We start from the raw sequence: 22,561 nt of genomic DNA on the forward strand, positions 1-22,561 counted from the left end.
GGCCAGCGCCGCCGCCGGGAGAGGACATTTACAACCCCTGGCAGAGATACTTCATCTCCAGGTAATCTTCGATTCCGTGTTCCGACCCTTCGCGGCCAAGGCCGGACTGCTTCACTCCGCCAAATGGCGCGACTTCGTTGGAAATCAGTCCGGTATTGATGCCGACCATCCCGTATTCCAGCTGCTCGGAGACGCGCCAGATACGGGCGGCATCGTTGCTGTAAAAATAGGAGGCGAGGCCGTAGATAGTGTCATTTGCCTGCTCGATGACCTGCTGCTCATCGTCAAATTTCACCAGTGCCGCCACCGGGCCGAAAATCTCTTCCTGCAGCAGCAGTGACCCCGGCTGTACGTCGCCGATCACCGTAGGGGTGAAGAAATTACCGCCCAGTGGGTGCGCTTTACCGCCGGTTAACAACGTTGCGCCGCGGGTCAGGGCGTCGTCGAGCAGGGACTGGACTTTGCGCCCGGCGTCGGCGTTGATCAGCGGGCCAATCTGTACATCGGACTCGCTGCCATCGCCAACTTTCAGGGCGGCGACGCGGGCCACGAACTTATCGCAGAATTGGTCGTAGATGGCGCGATGAATATAGAAGCGGTTGACGCAGACGCAGGTTTGCCCGGCGTTGCGGAACTTGGCGATCAGCGCTCCCTCGACCGCTTTATCGATATCGGCATCGTCAAAGACGATAAACGGCGCGTTACCGCCGAGCTCTAAAGAGAGCTTTTTGATGGATTCCGCGCACTGGCGCATCAGTACGCGGCCAACTTCGGTCGAGCCGGTAAAGGAGAGTTTACGCACCCGCTCATCGCCGGTGAACACCGCGCCAATTTCGCGCGACTGGCCGGTAACGACGTTAATGACGCCCTGCGGGATCCCGGCCTGATTCGCCAGTTCCGCCATCGCCAGCGCGGTAAACGGCGTTTCGTTAGCCGGCTTTATCACCATCGTACAACCCGCAGCCAGCGCCGGGCCGGCCTTACGGGTGATCATCGCCGCCGGGAAGTTCCACGGGGTGATCGCCGCGCAGACGCCCACGCCCTGGCGGATCACCATCAGGCGTTTATCCGCGCCAGGGGAGGGGATTATTTCGCCGTTGGTGCGTTTGCCCTGTTCGGCAAACCACTCGATAAACGAGGCGGCATAGGCGATTTCGCCTTCCGCTTCCGCCAGCGGCTTGCCCTGCTCGGCGGTCATGATCTGCGCCAGCGCGGTTTTGTTTTCGAGGATCAGGCGGTGCCAGTTTTTCAATAGCGTGGCGCGCTGAGCGGCGGTTAATGCGCGCCAGGCCGGCAGCGCGGCCGCGGCGGCATCCACGGCCTGCTGCGCTTCCGCCCGACCCATATTAGGGATCTGGCCGAGCGCCGCGCCGGTGGAAGGATTGCTGACGGCAAGCGTCGTGCCGTCGGCGGCGTCGCGCCAGCTTCCGGCAATCAGCGCCTGCTGGCGAAACAGATCTGAGTGAAACACGGACATAGCAAACTCCTTCAACGATTACGGCTGGAACACCTGGGCCACCAGATTGTGGAAATGGGCGATACCGTGCTCGGAGATACCGCTGCCGCTGTTATCGGCCATAATGCGTCCCTGGCCGCGATAGCCGCGGGACTTCAGCCCCTTCTGCACGCTTTCCACCAGGCGTAAATCTTCCGGGCGGAACACGTCGCGATACCACTCAATCAGCGCTTTCTGATCGTCGGTCAGCTCTTCGTTGGTGAAATAGATGTCGTAATTCTGCAGAGTGGTCTCTTCATCCACCGGGAATTCATAGATCACGGTCATCATGCCCTTGATCGGCGTGACGTTGAACATGGTGCACGGCCATAGCCAGAAACCGTGGAACGCGGCTTCGGTACCTTCTTCGAATTTAAACGACTGCTCGGACGGCTTGGCGAAGCCATACTGCAGCGTCCATTTGCCGTGCATGGTGTGCCAGTAACGGTCAACCTGTACGGAATCCGAGAAGCCCGGGTGCGCCGGGCCGCAGTGGTAACATTCCAGATAGTTATCGACGATATTTTTCCAGTTCGCCGGGGTGAGAGTGGTAAAGCGCGCCGCCAGTTTCAGATCATGCACGTCCGGGCAGGCTTCCAGCACTTTGTCCTGCAGACCCGGCAGCTGTGATTCCACACTCTCGGCTTCCGGGTTCAAATTGATAAACACAAAGCCGGCATACTCTTCCAGGCGAACCGGCACCAGCTGCGCCTTTTCGCTATCGAAATTCGCCACGTTTTCGCAGTTGCGGGCATGGGCGAGATTGCCGTCAAGCTTGAAGGCCCAGGCGTGATAGGGGCAGGTAATCACGTTTTTGGCTTTACCTTCACCGCTCAGCAACTGGTGGCCGCGGTGCGGGCAAACGTTATAGAAAGCGCGCAGAATGTTGTCGCGACCGCGGACGATAACGATATTTTCGCCAATGATCTCCCGGGTGATGTAGTCGTTCGGCCGGGCGACCTCGCTGCCGTGGGCGACGCAAATCCAGCTATTGGCGAAGATGCGCTCTTTCTCGTGCTCAAACGCCTGGCTGTCGGTATAAAAACGGGCCGGAATGGTCCAGGCATCCTGCGGATTGGCGCAAAAATTAATCGGCAGCGTAAAGTCAGGGCTCAAATTGCTCATGTAAGGTCACCTTGTGATTATTGTCAGTAAGAGGTTTTACAGCGACTGGCCGTCGCCTTTGAGTACCGTGCCAACCGGTAGCGTCTCGGCTTTAATCATTGGCTCGGGCGTATGGGTTTCTATCTGATTGACCGGCACGTGGGCGTAGTCCTGTTTTAACCAGCGCACGAAGCCGCCAGTCTTAATCAGCAAAATGGCAAGGAACGGTAGGGCGGTCAGTACCACGGTGGTTTTCATGGTCTCAAGCGAAGCCCCGGTAAACAGAATCGATAGCGGGATGAGGGTGATCACCACGCACCAGAACAGGCGCATGCCGCGATCCGGATCTTCGCCTTCGCGCAGGTTGCGGGTGCTGGTTGCCGCCATGGTGTAGGCCACCGCATCCATGTGCGAGGCGAGGAAAACAATCATCACGAACAGATAGGCGGCGAGGAACAGTTTACCTGCCGGCAGCGACATCAGCACCTGCTGGACGGCGGTTTCGCCGCCGAGAGTCTGCATCACCTGCGGTACGTTAATCACGCCGTTAACGAACTGGTGCATGGCGTAGCTTTCCATCACCCCGAAGAAGAACCAGCAGCCGGCGGTGCTACCGAGGAGCAGTCCCCAAATGACCTCTTTGATTTTGCGCCCGCGGGAGACGCGAGTGACGAACATCGCCACGCCTGGGGTATAGGAGATCCACCACAGCCAGTAGAAGACGGTCCAGTTGCGGGTAAAGGCGCCGTCGCCGAGGGGGTCGGTAAACAGGCTCATCTGCAGGAAGTTTTGGGTGGTGAGGCCAATGGCGTTGATAACGTTATTGGTGATGAATTCGGTCGGGCCAACCAGTAATACCACCAACGGCAGCAGGAACGCGCCCCAGCCAACCATTTTGCTCAGGCGCTGCAGGCCGTTGTTGATGCCAATCCACGAACTCATGCAGAAAATGCCGCCGGAGAGCAGGATCACAAACGCCTGCACGGTGAAGTTATCCGGCAGTCCGGTCAGCGCTGACAGGCCGCGGGTGAAGGTGGCGGCAGTGACCACCAGCGAAATGGTTAACGCGCCGACGGTGGCGATCAGGAACATCAGATCAACCAGACGGCCCCAGAAGCCTTGCGGACTCACTCCGGTGATCGCTGAAATGATCCCGGAGAGGCTGAGGCCTTTATTTTTCCGCACGTGGAAGTGATAGGCCATGATCAGCGAGGCGAGAGTGTAGGTCGCCCAGGCGCTAACCCCCCAGTGGAAGAAAGAATAAGGGATGCTGTATTCCAGCGCTTTCGGCGATTGCGGCGCAATGTTCAGGCCCGGGGTCTGGTAGTAATAAGCCCATTCGGCAACGCCCCAGTACAGCGTGGAGGAGCCGAGCCCGGCGCAGATAAACATAAACAGCCATGAGAGGGTACTGTATTCGACTTTGCCTTCGCCGAGACGGATATTGCCGTATTTGCTGGTTGCCAGATAGAGCACCAGTCCCAGTGCCAGCAGCACCAGTACCTGTACCGTGGAACCCAGCAGCCGGGTCACGCCGTTAAAAATCGAATCAGCCGCCTGCGCGGTTTGGTGGGGGAAGAGACTTAATGTAGCGGCGATGAAAACAATGGCCGCCAGGCTGATGGCAATCAGCGGCACATCTTTTTTCTTTACGTTGCTCAACATGGGTGATCTCCTGGGCATGATTGCCCGTCGGTGGCTTTAGCCTGTCGTTGTTATCACGCTGTAGGGTCAGGGTTCGTAGCAAAAAGCTATTAACAATCGGATTATTTCTTCGTTACATGAATTAAACAATTGGCCGATTCGTGAAGCAATAAAACACGGAACGGAAATAATAAAAGGTGAATTGGCGCAGGTTCTTTCCTTTCAGGAATGAATAAAGTTCACCGCTGTGATGCGGTTCACTTGTCAATCGTGGGGGATTCTGCATAGCGAAAAGAGAGGGAAGTTGGCGGGCCAGGCGCGCGGGTTTTCCCGGGTAGCGGCTACGCCTTACCCGGGCTACGGTCCGTGCGGCCTGCCTTTAATTTATTCTCCATGGTTGCTGAAACTGCCGGTGCTGGCGGCCTCAACATCGCTGAGACGTTCCCGGCAGGCCGGGGCAGCCCGCATGGATGCGGGCTGAGGGCCGTGTTTTGCAAGGACGCTGCCTCGGCCCGACCCGAAGCCTGCAGGGATAAGTCGAAGGCACCACGCAGTGGCGATGTTGCTGGCCGGAGCCCGGGGGTACAGGGGGCGGCGGCGACTGGCCGCCCCCTGTGCGCTCCCTGCGCCAGAAGAGACATAACGCAGAAGACTAACCGGGAGCGCAATGTGCGCTGAAGCCACAGATAACATAAAAGCCCGGCCGGGCAATACCCTAAGATGGCACATTGCCAGCCATCTGATTCCTTGTCATGAATGTTGGTCCAGCCACGCCAGCGCCTGCTCGCCCGCCTCGTCCATCGGCAGATAGACCAGCAGGCGCGAACCGTTGCGCGGCGCCGAATACCAGTACATCTGCTGCAGACTGAATCGCCCGAGCTGCGGGTGGTTAAAATGTTTAATCTGGTTTTCCACACCGCGCACCTCGTAACGCTGATGCCACAGCGCTTCAAACTCCGACGAGGCGGCAAAAAAGCGCGCCAGCTTGTTTTCCCACGCCGGATCGCCACGGTGCTCGGCCATCGCGGCGCGGAAATAGGAGACGAAGGTCGGCAGCACATCGCGATTTTCGATCCGGCTGCGCCAGGTCTCATGGGTCAGATAGAGATAAATGCAGTTGCGATCTTCTTCCGGGAGGGTGGCGAAATCGATGCCCATCAGGCGGCAGAAGCTGTCGTTCCAGGCCACAATATCAAAGTTCGGTTTCTGAATGCTGGCCGGCTGCGGCATCAGGCTGTCCAGCATCCGGCGGGTGCCGGGGCTGATGCCTTCGCACACTGTCACCTGGGTGGCTTCCGGCGGGGTCAGCCCGGCCAGTACGAACAGGTGCCGGGTCTCCAGCGGACTGCACTGTAAAGCATTCGCCACCCCCACCAGCACCGCCTCCGACGGATTCACCTCCCGCCCCTGCTCCAGCCAGGTGTACCAGGTGACGCCGACGTCGGCGAGCATCGCCACCTCTTCCCGACGCAGGCCCGGCGTGCGCCGGCGGCCCACGCGGGGCAACCCCAGGCGCTGCGGATCGAGGCTTTCACGGCGGGCGCGCAAAAATGCCCCCAACTGTTTGCGTCGATCGTCCGGCACGGCGATCGTCAACTCCCGTTGCGGCATCGTGGTCATCACCCCTCCAGCATAGTAGTGCCAGTACCAGTATAGACAGGAACTGGTACCCGTTTAATTTATCGGTAATGCTACGTCGGTCTGCTGAATGACGCAATGGAGAATCCCATGAATACGTCTGCTGTTTCACCCGGCCGCGCCGGTCTGTTGCTGCTGCTGGGCGGCCAGATGCTGCCGCTTATTGATACCTCGATCACCAATGTGGCGCTGGACGCCATCACCCACACCCTGGCGGCCAGCGCCACGCAGCTGGAGCTTATCGTCGCGCTCTACGGCGTCGCCTTTGCCGTCTGCCTGGCGATGGGCAGTAAGCTTGGCGATAACTACGGCCGCCGGCGTCTGTTTATGTGGGGCGTCGCCCTCTTTGGCATCGCTTCCCTGCTGTGCGGGATGGCGAACAGCATCGGCGCCCTGCTGGCGGCCCGCACCCTGCAGGGCGCCGGGGCGGCGCTAATTGTGCCGCAGATCCTCGCCACTCTGCACGTGACCCTCAAAGGCCCCGCCCACGCCCGGGCCATCAGCCTGTATGGCGGCATCGGCGGCATCGCCTTTATCGTCGGTCAGATGGGCGGCGGCTGGCTGGTGTCGGCGGATATCGCCGGACTGGGCTGGCGCAACGCCTTTTTTATCAATGTGCCGATCTGCCTGCTGGTGTTGGCTCTGAGCCGCCGCTATGTGCCGGAAACCCGTCGCGAGACGCCGTCGCGTATTGACTGGCTGGGCACGCTGTACCTCGCGCTGATCCTCTGCTGCCTGCTGTTCCCGATGGCCCTCGGTCCGGAGCTGCACTGGCCGCTGTGGCTGCAGCTGATGCTGGTGGCGGTCCTGCCGCTCATGGTCGCCATGCGTCAGAGCGCCCTGCGCCAGCAGCAGCGCGGCGACCATCCCCTGCTGCCGCCGCGTCTGCTGCAGTTGACCAGCATCCGCTTCGGCATGGCCATCGCCCTGCTGTTTTTCAGCGCCTGGTCCGGCTTTATGTTCTGCATGGCGCTGACCATGCAGGAGGGGCTGGGGATGGCGCCGTGGCAGTCCGGCAATAGCTTTATCGCCCTCGGCGTGGCCTATTTTATTTCGGCGCTGTATGCCCCGCGGCTTATCGCCCGCCACAGCATGGGGCGGATCCTGTTGACCGGTCTGGCGGTGCAGATTGCCGGACTCCTGCTGCTGTGCGCCACCTTCTCCCGCTTCGGCATCGCCACCACCGCCCTGACGCTGGTCCCCGCCACGGCGCTGATCGGCTACGGCCAGGCGCTGATCGTCAACAGTTTTTACCGGATTGGCATGCGCGATATCAGCGCCAGCGACGCCGGGGCCGGGAGCGCCATCCTCAGCACCCTGCAGCAGGCGACCCTCGGTCTCGGACCGGCTATCCTTGGTTCGCTGTTCCTCACGCTGGCCCGTCGCGGCGGCGGAAACTATCCGCAGGCGCTGATTGATTTTCTGCTGGTCGAGGTGGCGATGATGCTGTTGCTGGGGGCCATCGCGCTGTGGCTGCGCCATCATCTCAACCGACAGCCGGCGACGGTAGCGTCGTAATACCGGCGGCGGTGATTTGCATAATCACTATCCAGCGGTCATCATACCCGCTGGATATTCAGGAGACGTTATGCAGGAATTAATATCGCAAATTGCCGCCTTAGGTATCGAAATAACCCCCACCCGCTCGCTGATGATTATCTTCGGCATTATCTTATTCACCGCCGTCGTCGTGCATCTGATATTGCACAAAGTGGTCCTGCGCGCGTTCGAAAAACGGGCATTGGCCAGCAGCCACCTGTGGCTGCAAATCATCACGCAGAATAAACTCTTTCACCGACTGGCATTTACCCTGCAGGGGATCATCGTCAACGTGCAGGCGGTGCTGTGGCTGCAAAAAGGCAGCGAGGCGGCGGAAATATTAACCACCGTGGCTCAGCTATGGGTGATGATATATGCCATGCTGTCCTTCTTCTCGCTGCTGGATGTGATTTTAAAGCTGGCGCAGAAATTTCCCGCCGCCTCACAGCTGCCGCTGAAGGGTATATTCCAGGGGATTAAGCTGGTGACGGCGATTATTATCGGCATCCTGATTATTTCGCTGCTGATAGGCCAGTCACCGGCAATCCTGATTAGCGGGCTCGGCGCGATGGCCGCGGTGCTGATGCTGGTGTTTAAAGATCCGATCCTCGGTCTGGTGGCCGGTATCCAGCTCTCTGCCAACGATATGCTCAAGCTTGGCGACTGGCTGGAGATGCCGAAGTACGGCGCCGACGGCGCGGTGATCGATATCGGCCTCACCACGGTCAAGGTGCGCAACTGGGACAATACCATCACCACCATTCCGACCTGGTCGCTGGTCTCCGACTCGTTTAAAAACTGGAGCGGCATGTCGGCCTCCGGCGGCCGCCGCATCAAACGCAGCCTTAACATCGACACCACCAGCATTCATTTTCTTGATGAACAGGAGCAGCAGCGCCTGATCCGGGCGAAATTACTCAAACCCTATATGGATTCGCGCCACGAGGAGATTAGCGCCTGGAACCAGCAGTATGCCGGGGAACAGTCGGTTCTCAATGAGCGGCGAATGACCAATGTCGGCACCTTCCGCGCCTATCTGCAGGAGTATTTACGCCATCATCCACGCATCCGCCAGGATATGACCCTGATGGTGCGCCAGCTGGCGCCGGATGCCAACGGGTTGCCCATCGAGATCTACTGCTTCACCAACACCGTGGTGTGGGCGGAATATGAGGGGATCCAGGCGGATATTTTCGACCATGTCTTCGCCGTGGTGGAAGAGTTTGGCTTACGCATTCATCAAACGCCCACCGGCAACGACATTCGCGCGCTGGCGGGCGCCTTCTCCCGCTGATCCTCAGGCACTGGCGCGGTCAATCACGCGCCAGTCCATCATCACCCGCTCGACGGCGGCGTCAGGATCGTCGATGCGTTTCATCAGCAAGGCCACCGCCGTGCGGCCGATCGCCCGGGAGGGCTGTTCGACGGTGGTCAGCTGCGGGGAGACCACTTCCGCCAGCTCGGTGCCGTCGAAGCCGATCACCGCGATATCCTCCGGCACCCGCAGTCCGGCCTGGGCGATCGCCCGCAACGCCCCGGCGGCGAGGGAGTCCGAAACGGCAAACACCGCATCGGGCTGCTCGTTTTGCGACAGCAGCTGCTCCATCGCCCGTTTACCAGCCGCCGCGCTAAGATCCTGCGCGTAGGTCACCTGCTGATACGCCAGACCATGCACGTGCAGCACGCTTTTATAGCCACGCTCGCGCAGGCGGGCATAGCGATAGCTCAGGTCGTGATTAATGAGCGCAATGCGGCGGCGGCCGCTGTCGGCCAGCCGGGACACCGCCCCCTGAGCCGCCTCGACGTCGTTAATCCCGACGCAGGAGATGCTGCCGGTGTCGGCATACTCCGCGCACTGCACCCAGGGCGCATCGCCAATCATGGTGGTCAGCTCCGGCAGGCTGGAGAGCGCGTTCATGGTAATAATGCCGTCGACCATTTTGCCGGAGAGCAGCTGCAGGCCCGAGGTCGAGCGAGCCAGGTCCGACCCGGAATTACACAGCAGAATGCGGTAGCCATTCTTCTCCGCCTCTTCTTCTATCCCTTTCACCACCTCGGCGCAAAAGGGGTTGGCAATATTGGAGACCATCACCAGGATCATATTGCTGCGGGCGGTTCGCAGCTGACGCGCCAGCAGGTTCGGCTGATAGTTGCTCTCTTTGATCGCCTGCAGCACGCGCTCACGGTTTTTGGCTTTTACCGTATCGCTGTTGTTCAGCACCCGCGACACCGTGGCCACCGAGACGCCGGCCAGACGAGCAATTTTCTGAATAGACATAAACCCTGCACTTCCTGCGGTAGAGGTGGATCCTGCAGGCTATCATAAATGACCTCTGGTCAGCCTGCCAGCCTGGCGCGAAAGCGCGGGAACGCGCGAGAAAACTATTAAAAATCAGGGCTTCTCTCCCACGCCGTTAACGCGCATCCTTTTGCCGTTCCACCCGGTTCGCGCTCTGGCGACAGCCCCCCTGGCGCCCTATTTCTTCGTTTATGATTAAGGATGATATCTCCATGAGGCTCTCCACCGCGGTTCTCGCCCTCAGCTGTGCCCTGGCAACAATCACCGGCTGCACCTCGTCAAAATCGTCACCGGAACGCCACGCTTACGCGTTTGTCGCCCACCGCTCCGATTTTGTCGGCGGTAATTTCACCGTCAACCGCCAGGAAAATTACCGTTTAAACCTGCCGACCTTCACGGCAATGTACGCCCGCGGCCAGCAGGATAAAGCCGCTGGCATGAGCGAAAGCGACGCCCGCCGCACCGCCGAGGCCATCAAACAGCAGGCGGCGCAGGGCACCCGCACCGAACACGCCTTTACCGGCAATGCCAGCGACAAATGGGATAATGCGATGGAAAATAAAGATGCCGTCCTGTTCGGCAACGAGCTCTCCGGTGCCTATCTCGACGGCTATCTTGGGGTGAAATAATCCTGCGCCCCGCCTGCGCTCAGCGTTCGACGCTGACCCAGCGCTGTTCCTGATGGCTTTTGACGATCGCCTCGATGATGTACATCACATCGGCGCCGTCGTCGAACGCGGCGAAGCGCCGGGCCCCGGCCTCCGGCATCCTTCCGGCACGTACCGCCTGATAAAATTGCCCCATCATATTCTTGAAGGCATCCGGCCAGCCCTCAATATGGCCGCCGGGGTAATGGGCGCTGGCGGCGGCCTCCGGCCGCAGCAGGCTCGGGTCGTCGCTGAGCAGGCGATCCGGCTGCTCGCGGTGGCCGATCCACAGCCGCTGGGGCACTTCCTGATCCCAGGCCAGAGAACAGAGGCTGCCATTAATCTCCACCGCCAGACGGTTTTTCCGCCCGGCGCTCACCTGGGAGACCATAAAGCTGCCCTTGCTGCCATCGTCAAAACGCAACAGCACCGAGCCAAAGTCCTCAGTATCGACAGGCCGGGTTTCATATGCCTGCGCCTCGTGAACGGCGCTGAAGGTCGCTTTGCCATCGACTGGCGCTTTACGCGTCGGCCAGACGATAGACAGATCCGCCATCACCTCGACAATCCGCCGACCGGTCATAAACTGCACGGTATCGCACCAGTGGGAGCCGATGTCGGCCACCGTCCGCGACGCGCCGCCCTGCGCCGAATCGACCCGCCAGTTGTAGTCGGTCTCCAGCAGCATCCAGTCCTGTAAATAGCTGCCGTGCGCGGCGAAGATTCTGCCAACATCGCCATGGCGGATCATCGCCGCCGCCTGCTGGACCATGGCGAACTGGCGATAGACGAAGCTGACGCCATGCACCACGCCGGCCCGGGCGGCAAGCGCCACCAGCTCCCGCGCCTCCTCCGCCGTCATACACAGCGGCTTTTCGGAGAAGACGTGCAGCCCGGCGGCGAGGATCTGCCGGTTAATCTGGGCATGCAGATGGTTCGGGGTACAGTTATGCACCACCTGCAGCCCCGGATGGGCCAGCAGCGCCTCCACGCTGTCGTAGGCATGGGCAATGTTCAGCGCCCGCGCCTTGCGCTGCGCCGCCTCAAGGCGGCTGTCGCATAGCGCCACGACCTCGACATCTCCCAGACGCCGCAGCGCCTCCAGATGTGCCGGACCAATAAACCCTGCCCCGATAATCGCGACCTGAATCATATTATTCCCTCCCGCCGGCGGCAAAGTCATCGAAGGCCCGTCCGGCAACGGGAATGATATGGCGGCGGATAAACTCGCTGCCCTCGCGCGCGCCGGTCTCGGCATCCTTCAGGCAGCACTCCCACTCCAGCACCGCCCAGCCGTCAAAATCATATTCGGTCAGCTTACTGAACACCCCTTTGAAGTCGATCTGCCCGTCGCCGGGAGAGCGGAAACGCCCGGCCCGCTGCTGCCAGGGCTGGTATCCGCCGTAGACGCCATTGCGCCCGTTGCGGCGAAATTCGGCGTCCTTGACGTGAAAGGCTTTAATACGCGAGTGATAGATATCGATATAGGTCAGATAGTCCATTTGCTGCAGATGCAGGTGGCTCGGGTCATAGAGCATATTGCAGCGCGGATGGTTATCCACCCGCGCGAGAAAACGCTCAAAGGTCACGCCATCGTGCAGATCTTCGCCGGGGTGGATCTCATAGCAGACATCGACGCCCTGTTCGTCGAAGTGGTCCAGCAGCGGGCGCCAGCGCCGGGCCAGCTCGGCAAAGGCCTCATCCAGAAGCGGCTGATTGTGCGGCGGCCACGGGTAAAAAAAGGGCCATGCCAGCGCCCCGGAAAAGGTCGCGTGCGCCTTCAGCCCCAGGCGGCCGGAGGCCACCGCCGCCTGCTGCACTTTCTCCACCGCCCAGCGCTGGCGCGCCTGCGGATCGCCATGCAGCGCCGCTGGGGCGAAGGCGTCAAACGCCGCGTCATACGCCGGATGCACCGCCACCAGCTGTCCTTCAAGGTGAGTGGACAGCTCGCTAATTACCAACCCATGCTCCGCCAGGATGCCGCGGACTTCGTCACAGTAGGTCTGGCTCGCCGCCGCTCGCTCGACATCAAAAATCGCCGGGTGGTTGCAGGGGATCTGCAATGCCCGGTATCCCAGGCCGGCGGCCCACTGCGCCACCCCCGCCAGGGTGTTAAACGGCGCCTGCGGGCCGATAAACTGCGCCAGAAAAATGCCCGGTCCCTTAATCGTTTTCATACCCCCTCCTGTAAAATTAGTGCGGCTCTTTCTCGTTGTACTGGAAAGAGAAAAGGAAAATCAGGGCGATAACCGCGGCGGCCACCGCCGGGATCCACCAGAAGGTCACCCAGGCCTGCGGCACGCTCTGGCCGGCCACCAGATGGTTATACAGCGTGCCGGAGATCTGCGAGCCCAGCAGCATGCCGATCCCGTAGGTGAACATCACAATCATGCTCTGCGCCTGGCCTTTGACCTTCTCGCCCGCCACGCGGTCGGTGTAGATAAAGCCGACGACAAAGAAAAAGTCATAGCATACGCCGTGCAGCAAAATGCCCATATAAAGCAGGAAACGCCCCTCTTCGCTGACCCCGAGGGCAAAAAAGGCGTAGCGGACAAACCACGCCACCATGCCGATGAGCAGCATGTATTTCACCCCGAGGCGGCGGAACAGCAACGGAATGATCAGCATAAAGACGATCTCCGACATCTGGCCAAACGACATCGCGGTGCTGACATCCTTGACGCCGGCATCCGCCAGATACGACGCGGTATAGGCGTAATAAGTGCCTAACGGCACGGAAATTAAGGTGGCGCAGAGGGAAAAAATCAGGAAGTGACGGGTTTTCAGCAGCGCGAAGGCGTCCGCACACAGCAGATCGCGAAACTGAACCGGCATGCCTTTGGCCGGCGCCGGGGTATGGGGCAGCGTCAGGCTGTAAATCGCCAGCGCGACCGAACAGAGTGCCGCCAGGGTGAAGATGCCGGTGGTATCAGAGATACCGGTCACCCCGATGCAGATCCCGGCGATAATCCAGCCGATGGTGCCGAACACGCGGACCACCGGGAAGGTTTTATCGACATTGGCCAGGCTGTGGAACGCAATATTGTTGGTCAGCGCCAGGGTCGGCATATAGCACAGCGTATAGCCGAACAGCAGGCCAATCAGCAGCGCGCCGTTCTGCGCCACCAGTGCCTGGGGGACAAACCACAGGATTGCCGCCCCGGCGAGATGCATCACCGCCATCACCTTCTGCGAGGCGAAAAAGCGATCCACCAGCATTCCCAGCACAAAGGGGGACAGGATGGAGGCGATCGGCCCGGCGGAGAACGCATCGCCGATCAGCAGTGACATCTCATAGCGGGTCATCACCAGCCCCAGGGTCACCGACCAGCTGCCCCAGATAAAGAACTGCATAAACATCATTAACGACAGCCGCGGCACCAGAAAACGGTGGCTCACGCGGGCACTTGCCTGACCTTCGGTTGTGGTGATCATGTTGCTTGCCCTCAAAAAGTAATCGATTACAAAATCGCTCAAGACAAAAGTAATCGATTACAAAAAGAAGATCGCCAGGCAAATTCCCCACCTGCGAAGAAGATCACAATAAAAAGGCAGGCAGCCCCGCCGGACGGCGGGGCGTCTCGCTTACGCCGGGCGGCGCAGCAGTTTGAAGGCGATAAACAGGAACAGGATCCACACCGGCAGCAGGATCGCCGACAGGCGCATCCCATCAATGGTGCACATCAGCACCAGGATCAGCCCAAGAAAAGCAATGCAGAAGTAGTTGCTGGCGGGCGCCAGCAGCGCTTTGAACTTCGATTCACGCCCTTTGCGGCGCTGGGCGGCGCGGAACTTCAGGTGCGCCATACAGATCATGATCCAGTTCAGGAGCAGCGTCGCCACCACCAGGGCCATCAGCAGCCCCAGCGCTTCATGCGGCAGCAGGTAGTTCAGCACCACCACCAGCGAAGTGATAATTCCGGAGAGCAGCAGAGAGTTCACCGGCACGCCGCGTTTGCTGACGCGGGCGAGGAACGTCGGCGCATTGCCCTGCACCGACAGGCCGAACAACATCCGGCTGTTGGAGTACACGCCGCTGTTATAGACCGACAGCGAGGCCACCAGAATGACGAAGTTCAGCGCGGACGCCACCATGTTGCTGTCGAGATGATGGAAAATCATCACAAACGGGCTGCTGTCGGATTTGATCTCCACCCACGGGTAGAGCGCCAGCAGCACCACCAGCGAACCGATATAGAACAGCAGGATACGATAAACCACTTGGTTCACCGCTTTCGGGATGCTCTTTTCCGGGTTTTGCGCTTCGGCGGCGGTGATGCCGATAAGCTCCAGCCCGCCGAAGGAGAACATAATCACCGCCAGCGACAGAATAAGACCGTGCCAGCCGGTGGCGAGGAAGCCGCCGTGTTTCCACAGGTTGTCGAACCCGGCTTTGCTGCCGCCGTGGCCGCCAAACAGCATCCACAGGCCAAAGGCGATCATGCCGATAATCGCCAGCACCTTAATCAGCGCGAACCAGAACTCCGCTTCGCCATACAGACGGACGTTGACGAGATTGACGGCGTTAATAATGAGGAAGAAGGCCGCCGCCCAGACCCAGGTCGGGACGTCGGGCAGCCAGTACTGCATATAGATCCCGGCGGCGGTCAGCTCTGCCATCCCTACCAGCACGAACATCACCCAGTAGTTCCAGCCGGACAGGAAGCCGGCGAACGGGCCCCAGTATTTGTAGGCAAAGTGGGCAAAGGAGCCGGATACTGGCTCTTCCACCACCATTTCGCCCAGCTGGCGCATGATCAGAAAAGCGACTATCCCGGCCACGGCGTAGCCCAGCAAGACCGCCGGTCCGGCCATCTGGATAGCGGGACCAATACCGAGAAACAGGCCGGTGCCAATCGCGCCGCCAAGGGCGATAAGTTGAATATGTCGGTTCTGTAAACCGCGATGAAGCGTCGGGCCGCTCTCTTCTACGGCATCCGACGACGTTGACGCGTCTTTCACGTCGTTCCCCTGTGTGTTTTTGCGAAGGGGCACCTTTTATCACTTAGGGGGAATTGTCGCAAGTTGCATGGGGCTATGGCGCGGACAGGGGCGGCCAGATTAACCACCGCTCGCATGGACCCAGGCCAGGCAAGGCGTCGCCGCCGCCCGGCACATACGCGGCTGTGCACCCGCTATCCTTGCCCGGTGGCGCTATGCTTACCGGGCCTGGGAGGTGGGCGCCTGTCGCCCGGCCAGGGCTGCCTCCACCGACAAAACTTAATAGCGCACCATCACCGACTTCAGCTCCGTGTAGTCATCAATAAACGCGCTGCCGAATTCGCGCCCGATACCCGAGCCCTTCATGCCGCCAAACGGTACCGCCGGGTCGAGGAAGGTATGCATATTGACCCACACGATGCCGGCGTCAATCGCCTCCGAGTAGCGTAGCGCCTGACGAATATTATCGGACCAGACGCTGGCCGCCAGGCCATATGGCGACGCATTGATCTGCGCCAGCGCCTCTTCTTCACTGCGATAGCCGATGAAGCTGCACACCGGACCGAAGGTCTCTTCGCGCATCAGGGTGCTCTCTTCGCTGCGGACTTTGACCGCGGTCGGCTGCAGGAAATAGCCCTCGCCGGGCAGCGCTTCACCGCCGCAAACAATGGTATCCCCCTCGTCGCGCGCGATCTGGATCAGTTTGAGCACTTTCTCGTATTGCTGACGGTTGGCCAGCGGCCCCATCAGCGTCTGTTCATCCAGCGGCGAGCCGGGCGCGAAGGCGCTGAGTCTTTCTTTCAGCAGCGCCAGCACTGCATCCAGTTTGCCCTGCGGCAGATAAAAGCGCTCCGCGGCGGCGCAAATCTGCCCCTGATTCAGGTAGCCGGCTTCAATAATGCCGTTGACCATCGCCTCCGGCGTCAGGTCATCCAGGAACAGCGCGGCGTTTTTGCCCCCCAGCTCAAGGGTCACCCGTTTACCGGAAGCGCTGGCCGACTGCTGGACTTTTTCACCGGTGGCCACCGAGCCGGTGAAGCTCACCTTGGCGCAGGCCGGATGCGTAATCAGCCGCTGGGCAATCTCGCCGCCGGCGCCGTTGACCACGTTAATCACCCCATCCGGGATACCCACCGCTTTTGCCAGCTCCGCCACGCGCAGCAGCGTCAGCGGGGTATATTCGCTCGGTTTGAGGACGATGGTGCAGCCGCAGACCAGGGCCGCCGCCAGCTTCCAGATGGCAATCATGATGGAGAAGTTCCACGGCACAATACCGACCACCACCCCCAGCGGCTGGCGGCGGGTAAACGCGGTATATTTCTCACCGTTCATGGAGGGGAGCGACACATCCAGCGTCTCGCCCGTCACCTTCCCCGCCCAGCCGGCGAAGTAGCGCAAAAACGCCACCGATTGATCCAGCTCCAACATCCGCGCCAGCATGATGGTCTTGCCGGAGCAGAGACTTTCCAGCTGCGCCAGCGCTTCGCGATGCTCAGCCAGGGCATCCGCCAGCTTCAACAGCAGCGTACCGCGCGCCAGCGTCGGCATCTCGCGCCACTGACTGAACGCCTGGCGGGCACTTTCCATGGCGCGATCCGCCTGATCCACATCCGCTGCCGTCACCTCAGCAATTGCCTGACCGGTGGCCGGGTTAATCACCGCGAACGGCGCGCCGTGGCCTGCCGCCCGCTCTCCGGCGATGAACTGCCCGTGCGGCTGGCGTAAAAAGGCGGTCACTTCCGCCAGTAAGGTTATCTCGCTCATCGTCAGCACCCGTTTTTTCAGCAAAGTTGGCCTATCACAGCACGGTTGCTCTGCGCCGCCCATCGTTCTAAAGAACGTCATTCTTTCGGACGATATTCAACGCCCACATGGCGTGCTGTGATGAGGACCTTGAGCCAGGCAAGACCACAGGGTAACGCGATGAACATTAAAATCGATGCGCTGAACTACTACGGCGCGACGAAGAAATACCACCTCCATTTTCCGGCGCTACGGGAAGATATTGAAGCCGATGTGGTGATTATCGGCGGCGGCTTCTCCGGCATTAATACCGCGCTGGAGCTGGCGGAACAGGGCATCACCAACGTGGTGGTACTGGAAGCACGCCATCTCGGCTACGGCGGTACCGGGCGCAACGGCGGCCAGGTGATGGCCGGTATCGGTCACGATATCGAAGCGGTAAAAAAGCACGTTGGCAAAGAGGGGCTGGAGACGCTGTTTAAAATTTCCAATCTCGGCGCGGGCATCATTCGCGAACGCATCCGCAAATACCATATCGACGCCGATTTCGTCCCCGGCTACGGCTATCTTGCCTATAACCAGCGGCAGCTCAAAACGCTGCGCCAGTGGGAGAAAGAGTTTAAGGCCGCCACCCCGGATGAAGATATCGAGCTGTATACCGGCAAAGAGGTGCAGCAGGTGGTTGGCTCCGAGGTTTACTGCGGCGCGCTGAAACATATGGGCGGCGGGCAGATCCACTCGTTGAATATGCTGCTCGGTTCGGCGCAGGCTGCCCATTCGCTGGGGGTGAAGATTTTTGAATCCTCGCCCGTGGTGGAGGTGAATTACGGCAAACAGGTGCGGGTACGCACCGCGATGGGCAGCGTGAAAGCCGCCAAACTACTGTGGGCCTGCGACAGCTTCCTCAATAATATGGAGCCGGAGATCTACAACAAGACGCTGGTGACCTACTCCTATCAGGTGTCAACGGAGCCCCTTTCCGATGAACTGATCGAGCGCATCAGCCCACTGCGCGGCGCCTTCAGCGATATTCGCCCGGTGATTAACTACTACCGCGTCACCCGGGAAAATCGCCTGCTGTTCGGCAGCGCGACTCGCTTCGTGGAATATACGCCGAATGATTTCGCCGCCTGGAATCGCACGCTGCTGGCGGAGGTCTTTCCCTATCTGAAGGATGTGAAGATCGATTTCGCCTGGGGCGGGCCGATGGCCTGTAGCGCCAACCTGTTCCCGCAGATCGGCACCCTACGCGATCACAACAACGTTTTTTACGTCCAGGGGTACTCCGGCTTCGGCGTCACCCCGTCACACATCGTGTGCAAAATCCTCGCCGAAGGGATCAATGGCGGTTCCGACCGCTATCGCCTGCTGAGCAGCATCCCCCACGCGACCATCCACGGCCGTGACAGCCTGCGCTTGCTATTAGTCACTGCCGGAAAATTGATGCATCAAACCGCCGGTTTCTGGAAAGGCCGGAGTTAACAAGGAGAACGCTATGCACGCTTTTAAACTTAAACACCCGGTACCTGACCTGCAGCCGATCGGCAGCGTCAGCCTGCTCGGCGCGACGCCGACCGCGGGAGACCCGCAGGTGGCCGGGGCGATGATCTACGGCGAGCCGCAGGACGCCTTTACCTGCGGACTGTTTTCGTCCACTGAGGGGAGCTTTACCATGACCTATCCGTTTACCGAGCACGCTACCGTGCTGGAAGGCGAAGTGGAGTTGACCGTCGCCGGCGGCGAGCCACAGCGCTTTACGCCGGGCGACAGCTGGTTTGTCAAACAGGGTACCGAAGTGGAGTGGAAAATCCTGACACCGCGCTTTGTGAAGCACTACCTGGCGAACGTCGAGACGCGCTAACAAACTGATAATGCCCGGTGGCGCTGCGCTTGCACGGGCCTGGAGGACGAATGCCGTCGGTAGGCCGGGTAAGGCGCAGCCGCCATCCGGCAGAAATACGCGCAACGTGGCAAGACGGATGGCCCCGGTTTTCGGGGTCATGTTGTTTATCCACCGCGACATTCATCGACTGCGTCACAGAATCATGCGCCGCCCTCCACCTTCCGGACGATATTCATTGAGCAGGATGCCCGCCTAAATTATGACTATCCGGGAGTGGCGCTGGCTATTCCCTGCCCTACCCCATTATTGTGCAGAGGTTGACTATGTTTAGTAACAGACTCGCCAGCCATCTTGAGCGCGGCGTCGTCGGCTTCCCGACCACCCTCGCCAGCTCCGTCGGGCTGATCATGGCCAGCCCGGTGATCCTGACGGTCACCAGCGGCTTCGGCATGGGCGGCGATACCTTCGCGCTGGCGGTGCTGCTGGCCTTTATTATGATGCAGGCGCAGGTCACCACCTTTGCCGAGGCGGCGACGCTCATTCCTACCACCGGTTCGGTGTACGACTATATCTCCTGCGGCATGGGCCGCTTCTTCGCCATCACCGGCGCGCTGTGTGCCTATCTGATCGTCCATATTTTCGCCGGGACGGCGGAGACGATCCTGGCGGGCATTATGGCGCTGGTGAACTTCGAATCGATCAACGCTCAGATGGCCGCCCACCAGAACACCTGGATGGTGGGTGTCGGCATGGTGGTGATTTTCGGCTTGCTCAACGCCATCGGCGTGGAAATCTTCGGCAAGGTCGAAGTGGTGCTGACCTTCGGCATGTGGACCACACTGACTATTTTCGGCCTGTGTGGCATTTTTATGGCGCCGGTGACTCATCTTTCCGGCTGGTTCGGCACGCCGCTGAACATCAGCGATATCAACGGTCTGTTCGGCTATATCGGCATGGCGATGTTTATGTTCGTCGGCTGCGAACTGGTGACGCCGATGGCGCCGGAGATCAAACAGGCCCACCGCACGATTCCGCGGGCGATGGCGCTGGGCCTGCTGGGGGTCGCCAGCTGCATGTTTATCTACGGCGCGGCGATCAACCGCCAGGTGGAGAATACCGTGCTCGACGCGGCCAACAACGTCCATCTGCTGGATACACCGATGGCGATCCCGGCCTTCGCCGAACGGGTGATGGGCCACGCCGGCCAGTACTGGCTGGGGGTCGGGCTGCTGCTGGCCGGCTGCGCCACCATCAATACGCTGATGGCCGCCGTGCCGCGCATTATCTACGGCATGGCGCTGGACGGCGCGCTGCCCCGCTTCCTGACCTGGCTGCATCCGCGCTTTAAAACGCCGGTGATCGCCATTGCCATCGGGGTGGCGATCCCCTGCCTGCACGCCTGGTATCTGAACGGCGATCTCGACCGCATCGTGCCGCTGATCCTCGCCGCGGTCTGCGCCTGGGGCGTCGCCTATCTGCTGGTGACCCTGTCGGTGGTGTTGCTACGTATCCGCCGCCCGGACCTGCCGCGCGCCTACCGCTCGCCGTGGTTCCCGCTGCCGCAGATTATCTCCAGCGTCGGGATCATCATCGCTATCGTCAATATCACGCCGCCGGGGATGGACAGCCGCCAGGTGCTGGTGCCGTTCGGCATTATGCTCGGTCTGACCGCCGCCTACGCCCTGTTCTGGACGGTGTGTGTGCAGCGCGTCAATCCGTTCAAGCCGCTGGTAGTGGAAGAGGTGGTTGAGCGCGCCATCAGCAACTACGAAAAACAGACCCGCGGGGAGATGACGCCAGATGTCCTCCGTCCCCTGGTTTGAGACGCCGTTAATGAACGCGGTGCAGCGCGATCTGGCGGGCTGGCCGTGCGAAAAGCTGAGCGAGCGCAGCGCATTGCTGCGGTTGAACGACGCCACCGCCATTACCTTCAGCGTGCGTCAGAAGCGGCTGTTTATGGCCAGCATTCACAGCTGCGAGTTTGTCGTCGAGGGGCCGGTGACCCGGCCCGCTCGCGGTAAAATTCGTGCCCATCAATCCGGCTGGTGGAAACGCCAGCCGATCCGCTTTATCGGCGGCAAAGGCAGCGAGGAACTCGCCGGCTATCTCAACGGTTTTCCCAGTCTCCAGCAAACCTTAAGTGAGCTGGACTACCGCCGCTTTTCGCTGACTTTCGGCGATAACCGCTGGCGCTGCTGCATTGAGCCGTGGGCCGCCAGCGAGGTGGTCTGCAAGATGCCGCCGCTGCGCCGTTATCTGAAGCTGGAAGCGCAGCAGCGGATGCTGCTGCTCAGCGTGCTGGCGATGGTTAATCAGGCGGTAAGCCAGTGGATGCATGAGTGAACCGAATGCCCGCGCGATCACGCGCCGATCAGGCTCTCAAGGGGGATGCCGAACTGCGCATGAAGTCGGCGAATCAGGCGCTGGCTCATTATCAAAAAAAGTTCAACGGCGCTTAGCGCGGCTTCGTAATCTTGTTCAGTGCGGATAGGCTTAACATTCATCATTTACGTCCTCTCAATCGTCTCAGCGTTTATCACGTCATATTCCTTATGCGTCCCGATAAACTTAACGAACATCCATCCCCGCAGATAAGCAACGGCTACGGTTAACCGGTCATCATTTCCCTTAATGTTGAATACCACCCGTTTATTTAAGGTTTTCACTGAGATTATCTTCATGTGCAGAGACCAGTCCCATTTCGGGACTAAGTAAAGAAAAAGTCCCGTACCGGGACTTTAGGGATCAACGTATCAGGAAAACGCCGTGCTGCCACGGCGCGCGCGGGATGCGAAAGTCAGATCACAGATGCAGCGTGCGCTGAGCGGCCGGCATCCAGGTTCGGGAAACCAGTTCGGTACGATTGACGACTTCGGTCTTGGCGAAAATGTTGCGCAGGTGCGTTTTTACCGTCGAGAGCGAGATATCCAGCTGGCGGGCAATCAGCTTATTGCTGGCACCTTCGCGCACCATGCCGACGATTTCCCGCTCTTTCGCCGTCAGGATGACGGGCAGGTCATCTTCTTCCTGCAGACAGTCGCGAATGGCCAGCTCCACCAGCGGCAGCACCGCCTGAGCCCGCTGGCGCTCTTCGCTGGAGAAAGGCACGTCACGCATCAGCGAGATACCGGCGATGATCCGCCGCTCGCGGCGAATAAAGATCTCGGTCATGTCGCGCACGTTATTCGGCAACATAAATTCATGATAGTAATGGCGGTTGCGGTCGCAGAGCCGCGGCGTCATCGCCGCCACGGTGGTGTTCTGGTGGCTAAAGTGCGACGGCAGAAGCGGATCCAGCGGCTGGAAGTTTTCCAGATATTGTTGATGCGTATTATCAGAAATATTATGCAATATATAGTTTTCGGGTTTTAAGCGATTATTTACTCGATAAAAAACCGCGGAAGTCAGTGGAATTAACTGGGATATAGTCTGTAAACAACGGGCTATTATCGCATCATTACGGCTGGCTTTTAACAAAGCAGACATGATAGGGCCTCCCCGTCGAGATGATGGTACGTGACACATGAATAACTACCGATGAATGAAGCATACATTTCACATTTAAGTAACACAATCATTAACATATTAACAATGTGATAGCCGTTACAAAATCTTAATCAATGCATTGTTATATATAGCATTTAAAAAATGCGCTTGCCATGCTTTAC

General features: G+C 59.8%; 19 protein-coding genes and 1 pseudogene. 7 read left to right on the plus strand and 13 right to left on the minus strand.

Annotated features, from left to right (window positions below; all coding sequences use genetic code 11):
* Positions 1 to 28: 28 nt before the first annotated feature.
* The 4 genes from CWM61_RS15450 to CWM61_RS15470 form a co-directional block, all read right to left on the minus strand.
* Entirely contained in the window at positions 29 to 1,477 is a 1,449-nt protein-coding gene (locus tag CWM61_RS15450) for an NAD-dependent succinate-semialdehyde dehydrogenase (protein ID WP_100631500.1), read from the minus strand.
* An 18-nt stretch (positions 1,478 to 1,495) separates the two neighbouring features.
* Positions 1,496 to 2,620 (minus strand): carnitine monooxygenase, oxygenase subunit YeaW, encoded by a 1,125-nt coding sequence (gene yeaW / locus CWM61_RS15455; RefSeq protein ID WP_100631501.1) that lies wholly within the window; start codon positions 2,618 to 2,620, stop codon positions 1,496 to 1,498.
* A gap of 36 nt (positions 2,621 to 2,656) precedes the next feature.
* A complete protein-coding gene (locus tag CWM61_RS15460) occupies positions 2,657 to 4,264 on the minus strand; it encodes a BCCT family transporter (protein WP_061155128.1) in 1,608 nt (535 codons plus the stop codon).
* A 729-nt stretch (positions 4,265 to 4,993) separates the two neighbouring features.
* The gene (locus CWM61_RS15470) at positions 4,994 to 5,863 is read right to left on the minus strand and encodes a helix-turn-helix transcriptional regulator (RefSeq protein ID WP_063106180.1); all 870 of its coding nucleotides are present in this window, start codon (positions 5,861 to 5,863) and stop codon (positions 4,994 to 4,996) included.
* Between the two features lie 108 nt (positions 5,864 to 5,971).
* Here CWM61_RS15470 and CWM61_RS15475 point away from each other — a divergent pair, with 108 nt between their 5' ends.
* Positions 5,972 to 7,399 (plus strand): MFS transporter, encoded by a 1,428-nt coding sequence (locus tag CWM61_RS15475; protein ID WP_100631503.1) that lies wholly within the window; start codon positions 5,972 to 5,974, stop codon positions 7,397 to 7,399.
* Between the two features lie 70 nt (positions 7,400 to 7,469).
* Positions 7,470 to 8,714, plus strand: coding sequence for a mechanosensitive ion channel family protein (locus CWM61_RS15480; RefSeq protein ID WP_004202471.1), 1,245 nt, complete (start codon positions 7,470 to 7,472; stop codon positions 8,712 to 8,714).
* 3 nt (positions 8,715 to 8,717) lie between these two features.
* Here CWM61_RS15480 and CWM61_RS15485 read toward each other — a convergent pair whose 3' ends face one another.
* The gene (locus CWM61_RS15485; protein ID WP_100631504.1) at positions 8,718 to 9,698 is read right to left on the minus strand and encodes a LacI family DNA-binding transcriptional regulator; all 981 of its coding nucleotides are present in this window, start codon (positions 9,696 to 9,698) and stop codon (positions 8,718 to 8,720) included.
* Positions 9,699 to 9,931: 233 nt separating this feature from the next.
* Between CWM61_RS15485 and CWM61_RS15490 the strand changes: the two genes are divergently transcribed.
* A complete protein-coding gene (locus CWM61_RS15490) occupies positions 9,932 to 10,348 on the plus strand; it encodes an Exc2 family lipoprotein (protein ID WP_004183289.1) in 417 nt (138 codons plus the stop codon).
* A 19-nt stretch (positions 10,349 to 10,367) separates the two neighbouring features.
* Here the strand turns inward: CWM61_RS15490 and CWM61_RS15495 are convergent, their stop codons facing one another.
* The 5 genes from CWM61_RS15495 to CWM61_RS15515 form a co-directional block, all read right to left on the minus strand.
* Positions 10,368 to 11,519, minus strand: a complete 1,152-nt coding sequence (locus tag CWM61_RS15495) for a Gfo/Idh/MocA family protein (protein ID WP_100631505.1) — start codon at positions 11,517 to 11,519, stop codon at positions 10,368 to 10,370.
* 1 nt (position 11,520) lies between these two features.
* On the minus strand, positions 11,521 to 12,543 hold the full coding sequence (locus CWM61_RS15500; protein WP_100631506.1) for a sugar phosphate isomerase/epimerase family protein: 1,023 nt from the start codon (positions 12,541 to 12,543) through the stop codon (positions 11,521 to 11,523).
* A 16-nt stretch (positions 12,544 to 12,559) separates the two neighbouring features.
* Positions 12,560 to 13,765, minus strand: coding sequence for an MFS transporter (locus CWM61_RS15505; RefSeq protein ID WP_165784268.1), 1,206 nt, complete (start codon positions 13,763 to 13,765; stop codon positions 12,560 to 12,562).
* A gap of 186 nt (positions 13,766 to 13,951) precedes the next feature.
* Positions 13,952 to 15,328 carry a phenylalanine transporter gene (pheP, locus tag CWM61_RS15510; protein WP_074386642.1) on the minus strand — a complete coding sequence of 459 codons (1,377 nt, stop codon included), beginning with the start codon at positions 15,326 to 15,328 and terminating at the stop codon, positions 13,952 to 13,954.
* A 258-nt stretch (positions 15,329 to 15,586) separates the two neighbouring features.
* On the minus strand, positions 15,587 to 17,071 hold the full coding sequence (locus tag CWM61_RS15515; protein ID WP_074386643.1) for an aldehyde dehydrogenase family protein: 1,485 nt from the start codon (positions 17,069 to 17,071) through the stop codon (positions 15,587 to 15,589).
* Between the two features lie 159 nt (positions 17,072 to 17,230).
* Between CWM61_RS15515 and CWM61_RS15520 the strand changes: the two genes are divergently transcribed.
* From CWM61_RS15520 to CWM61_RS15535, 4 genes are all read left to right on the plus strand, one after another.
* A complete protein-coding gene (locus CWM61_RS15520) occupies positions 17,231 to 18,532 on the plus strand; it encodes an NAD(P)/FAD-dependent oxidoreductase (RefSeq protein ID WP_100631508.1) in 1,302 nt (433 codons plus the stop codon).
* Between the two features lie 13 nt (positions 18,533 to 18,545).
* Positions 18,546 to 18,911: a cupin domain-containing protein gene (locus tag CWM61_RS15525; protein WP_061155438.1), complete on the plus strand. Its 366-nt coding sequence runs from the start codon at positions 18,546 to 18,548 to the stop codon at positions 18,909 to 18,911.
* Between the two features lie 305 nt (positions 18,912 to 19,216).
* On the plus strand, positions 19,217 to 20,716 hold the full coding sequence (locus CWM61_RS15530) for an APC family permease (RefSeq protein ID WP_100631509.1): 1,500 nt from the start codon (positions 19,217 to 19,219) through the stop codon (positions 20,714 to 20,716).
* The gene (locus tag CWM61_RS15535; RefSeq protein ID WP_100631510.1) at positions 20,694 to 21,236 is read left to right on the plus strand and encodes a DUF3156 family protein; all 543 of its coding nucleotides are present in this window, start codon (positions 20,694 to 20,696) and stop codon (positions 21,234 to 21,236) included. Before CWM61_RS15530 ends, CWM61_RS15535 begins: the two co-directional genes overlap by 23 nt.
* A 66-nt stretch (positions 21,237 to 21,302) precedes the next feature.
* Here CWM61_RS15535 and CWM61_RS29885 read toward each other — a convergent pair.
* The 3 genes and pseudogenes from CWM61_RS29885 to CWM61_RS15550 form a co-directional block, all read right to left on the minus strand.
* Positions 21,303 to 21,400: pseudogene (locus CWM61_RS29885) on the minus strand (transcriptional regulator); the annotation flags it as partial.
* Complete coding sequence (locus tag CWM61_RS15545; protein ID WP_165784267.1) at positions 21,401 to 21,574, minus strand: type II toxin-antitoxin system HigB family toxin; 174 nt, start codon at positions 21,572 to 21,574, stop codon at positions 21,401 to 21,403.
* Between the two features lie 121 nt (positions 21,575 to 21,695).
* Entirely contained in the window at positions 21,696 to 22,379 is a 684-nt protein-coding gene (locus tag CWM61_RS15550; RefSeq protein WP_074386648.1) for a response regulator transcription factor, read from the minus strand.
* Between the last annotated feature and the right edge of the window lie 182 nt (positions 22,380 to 22,561).

This window comes from Klebsiella sp. K-Nf6 (genome assembly GCF_002806655.1).
GTDB lineage: Bacteria > Pseudomonadota > Gammaproteobacteria > Enterobacterales > Enterobacteriaceae > Klebsiella > Klebsiella variicola.

What these genes read in the sequence shown, in the direction of transcription:
- CWM61_RS15450 (WP_100631500.1), bottom strand. Translation starts at nt 1,477, where the DNA reads ATGTCCGTGTTTCACTCAGATCTGTTTCGCCAGCAGGCGCTGATTGCC.
- CWM61_RS15545 (WP_165784267.1), bottom strand. Translation starts at nt 21,574, where the DNA reads ATGAAGATAATCTCAGTGAAAACCTTAAATAAACGGGTGGTATTCAAC.
- CWM61_RS15490 (WP_004183289.1), top strand. Translation starts at nt 9,932, where the DNA reads ATGAGGCTCTCCACCGCGGTTCTCGCCCTCAGCTGTGCCCTGGCAACA.
- CWM61_RS15535 (WP_100631510.1), top strand. Translation starts at nt 20,694, where the DNA reads ATGTCCTCCGTCCCCTGGTTTGAGACGCCGTTAATGAACGCGGTGCAG.
- CWM61_RS15460 (WP_061155128.1), bottom strand. Translation starts at nt 4,264, where the DNA reads ATGTTGAGCAACGTAAAGAAAAAAGATGTGCCGCTGATTGCCATCAGC.
- CWM61_RS15525 (WP_061155438.1), top strand. Translation starts at nt 18,546, where the DNA reads ATGCACGCTTTTAAACTTAAACACCCGGTACCTGACCTGCAGCCGATC.
- CWM61_RS15500 (WP_100631506.1), bottom strand. Translation starts at nt 12,543, where the DNA reads ATGAAAACGATTAAGGGACCGGGCATTTTTCTGGCGCAGTTTATCGGC.
- CWM61_RS15470 (WP_063106180.1), bottom strand. Translation starts at nt 5,863, where the DNA reads ATGACCACGATGCCGCAACGGGAGTTGACGATCGCCGTGCCGGACGAT.
- CWM61_RS15480 (WP_004202471.1), top strand. Translation starts at nt 7,470, where the DNA reads ATGCAGGAATTAATATCGCAAATTGCCGCCTTAGGTATCGAAATAACC.
- CWM61_RS15520 (WP_100631508.1), top strand. Translation starts at nt 17,231, where the DNA reads ATGAACATTAAAATCGATGCGCTGAACTACTACGGCGCGACGAAGAAA.
- CWM61_RS15475 (WP_100631503.1), top strand. Translation starts at nt 5,972, where the DNA reads ATGAATACGTCTGCTGTTTCACCCGGCCGCGCCGGTCTGTTGCTGCTG.
- yeaW (WP_100631501.1), bottom strand. Translation starts at nt 2,620, where the DNA reads ATGAGCAATTTGAGCCCTGACTTTACGCTGCCGATTAATTTTTGCGCC.
- CWM61_RS15495 (WP_100631505.1), bottom strand. Translation starts at nt 11,519, where the DNA reads ATGATTCAGGTCGCGATTATCGGGGCAGGGTTTATTGGTCCGGCACAT.
- CWM61_RS15550 (WP_074386648.1), bottom strand. Translation starts at nt 22,379, where the DNA reads ATGTCTGCTTTGTTAAAAGCCAGCCGTAATGATGCGATAATAGCCCGT.
- CWM61_RS15530 (WP_100631509.1), top strand. Translation starts at nt 19,217, where the DNA reads ATGTTTAGTAACAGACTCGCCAGCCATCTTGAGCGCGGCGTCGTCGGC.
- CWM61_RS15485 (WP_100631504.1), bottom strand. Translation starts at nt 9,698, where the DNA reads ATGTCTATTCAGAAAATTGCTCGTCTGGCCGGCGTCTCGGTGGCCACG.
- CWM61_RS15515 (WP_074386643.1), bottom strand. Translation starts at nt 17,071, where the DNA reads ATGAGCGAGATAACCTTACTGGCGGAAGTGACCGCCTTTTTACGCCAG.